Here is a 2852-nt window from a genome sequence, read left to right on the forward strand (position 1 = left end):
GCCGGGATCAACACCTACCTCGGGTACGACTCCCTCTTGAGACTCTCAACTCCCACCCGGCTTGAGAACGAAGTTCGAGGCAGCTTCAACGTGGCCGGATGGTCTCACTACCGGTCCGTTGCAGTGATCTCAGCACGTGAAGACAGCAAGCTGCCTCGATACACTCTGCTTTCCACAGACAATGATGGGCAGTTCAACGGTGTCGTCTGGCTCACGGACGGACCAGGGCGATACACAGTGAACGTCGCCATCCTGGTGCCCGGTGACCCAACCTACAAGATTGTCTGCGCGTTCAATGTGACCAATACGTCTCGGGAGACCCCTCTCTGCCCCATCGAGTACAAGGGTTACGGCACTGACCTCGTCATTCACTCCCCTCGGGGGCCCTCCAACGTTGTCACTGACTCGATCACGATCTACGGATGGTCACAGTACAGGCGCGTGCAGGCCACTGTGCAGAACCTGGCCACAGGGGAAATGCGGGTCTACTACGCATTCACCAACGAGGAGGGTCTCTTCGACCTTCCACTCCCGCTCGATGTCGGATCCGGTGAATGCGAGATCAAGATCGCGTCCAGGCAGACAGGGGAGAACACATGGCGGGGGGCAGCTGTCTACAGAGTCGTGGTAGAACCCCCTCCCATCCACGTGACTGAGCCCGCCTATCAGTTCGGGACCATCTTCGCCACAGGAAGGTTCCGGATGGCAGGGACTGCCCTGTCCAAGGTCGTTAGGCTCGATCTATCTCCGTACGAGCCGGAACACTCTCCCCCGTTAAGAAGCACGGAGATTCGGGTGGACACGAGCACCGGCAGCTGGGAGGCGTGGGTCGACCCGCCGACTGCGGTTGAGAGTTTCAGGGTTTCCGTCGCCTCGGTCGACGAGAAGACCGGCGCGCCGGTCTCTCCAAGATCGTACGCTGTACGCATGGTCAAGCCCCGTCCCGAACCGTCCAAGGCCGAGAAGTGGGTCGCGCAGTCCGTCTATCAAAGCATCCAGAAAGCCTCAAGGGACATCCTGGCCGGTATCTCCGATCGATACGCCGCTACGATGGCAGTCCACGACTGGGTTGCCAAGAACATTGCATACGACGTAGCTGGGTTCCGGAACCGCTCACCAGGCCCTACGGACGCCCTGTCCACTCTGGCGAAGCGAGAATCGATCTGTCTCGGGTACTCGAACCTGACCGCCGCCCTCCTACGGGCGGCCGGGATTCCGGTATGGGTGGTGGTAGGAATGGTGGACATTGGGGACCACCTCATGAAGCACGCCTGGAACGAGGTGGAGGTGAACGGCAGGATAGTCCTCCTGGATACCACCTGGGATTCGGGTTACTCCGACGGCCCGAAATTCGTGCGTCGGTTCACCCGCCAGTACTACGACCCCTCTCCCGAACTCTTCTCTGTGACACACATCCAAGGAATCGACAACAGCTAGTCGCGGGAGAGACTCGGATTCGGCTATCACACGAGGTAAGTTGTCTGCTGTACGCAGGAAGTCTGATCGGTGGAGGTAGGTCCGAATGATGAGATTCGCAGTCAAGGTGCTCGACACAAGTGCCGCGGTCGTCTGTCCTCTGATCCTGGCCGCGGTGATCCCCTCGCTCAGGCCCAGGTTGCCCCGGGCGCGACAAGTCCTAGGATGGCCGAGAACCCTGCGAGCGTTCGTCTCCCGGGTAACCGGGCTCGGTGCCACAGCAGGGAGGTTGCTGCGTCTAATCAACCCGCAGAACCTCCTCAGCGCCGCAGCTTCCAGGGTCCGTAGGCCGCCGGCCGCACCAGAGGCTGGCGCCGCCGCCAAGTTCTGTTTTGCCACCGACAGGCTTGATCATATCAGGCCTCCGGACGACGCCTGGCTTGCCCAATCGCTGTCCCTGGAGGCTCAGGGGAGAACCAAAGAGGCCATTGAGGCAGCGTTCGAAGCAATCGAGCAGATGGTTGCGGGCCCGGCGTGTATTACCCGTGTCGTTGACCTCTGCCGCAGTCCGGAGGACTATGAGTTCGCACTCAACCGGACGGTCAGGGCCATCGCCTTTTGTACCGCTGAGAACCGTGCTTCCCTTCGGGAAGGCCTGGTAAGCCTTCAGCGGTACCTGCACATCCACCAGCGCGTGGCCTCCGCGCTTGGCGACGCGTCAACCGATCGGGCGCTTGTTGAGCGAGTGGCCCGAGATAGGTTTGCCAGGATCGATTCGATGCTGAGGAGGGAGCGGTAGACATGAAACGGAGCGAGGATCTGCTTGGAACGCCCGTTATCAGCGCGGAGGAGGGTATCGAAGTTGGGCAAGTCAAGGGTCTCCTGATCAACGTCTCAACTGCACAGACCGCAGGTATCGCCGTGGCGGGCCGGAGCCTCTTCGATGCTCCGAAGGTGGCCCCTTTTGCCCTCATACAGGGCTTCGGTGCAGACGTGGTGGTCATTGAGAACACGTCCTCCATGGCTGAGCCCTCTTCCCTGCCTGAACTTGAATCCTTGGTCAGATCGGACGGCGACATCAAGGGCATGAAGGTTGTCACCAGGGATGGGCGCTTCGTCGGGACCGTGGACGCGCTCTTCATCGATCTTCCGTCCGGCAAGGTGACTGGGTATGGGCTCCAAGTGCCTGGAGGCACCAGGATCCTGCCGGCAGACTTGGTCATCACCATCGGCAAGCAGTTTATCGTGGCGGCGACCAATGCAGGCAATCGTCTCATCGACACGGCGAACTTCTCAGCTGCCAGCAGCATGCCTGATTCCCGATGTTTCGGGAAGGCTGAAGGAAACCAGTAGGCGTGTCCACCACGAGCCTGCCAGGAGGGGACTTAGTGGACGCGGATGGGAACACCCTGGAGGTTGGAGAAGCCAACCCTCCC

At 60.6% G+C, this 2852-nt stretch carries 3 protein-coding genes; all 3 read left to right on the plus strand.

Annotated elements, in window-relative coordinates; genetic code table 11:
• Positions 1-1437, plus strand: a 1437-nt coding sequence (locus NUW23_15765) for a transglutaminase-like domain-containing protein (protein ID MCR4427613.1), incomplete at its 5' end; no start/stop codon positions are given.
• Between the two features lie 85 nt (positions 1438-1522).
• Positions 1523-2215, plus strand: coding sequence for a hypothetical protein (locus NUW23_15770; protein ID MCR4427614.1), 693 nt, complete (start codon positions 1523-1525; stop codon positions 2213-2215).
• A 2-nt stretch (positions 2216-2217) separates the two neighbouring features.
• Positions 2218-2769 carry a PRC-barrel domain-containing protein gene (locus tag NUW23_15775; GenBank protein MCR4427615.1) on the plus strand — a complete coding sequence of 184 codons (552 nt, stop codon included), beginning with the start codon at positions 2218-2220 and terminating at the stop codon, positions 2767-2769.
• The last annotated feature ends 83 nt before the right edge of the window (positions 2770-2852 follow it).

Source organism: Bacillota bacterium (genome assembly GCA_024655925.1).
Lineage (GTDB): Bacteria > Bacillota > DTU025 > DTU025 > JANLFS01 > JANLFS01.

Coding starts and splice junctions, on each gene's coding strand:
- NUW23_15770 (MCR4427614.1), top strand. CDS start 1,523: ATGATGAGATTCGCAGTCAAGGTGCTCGACACAAGTGCCGCGGTCGTC.
- NUW23_15775 (MCR4427615.1), top strand. CDS start 2,218: ATGAAACGGAGCGAGGATCTGCTTGGAACGCCCGTTATCAGCGCGGAG.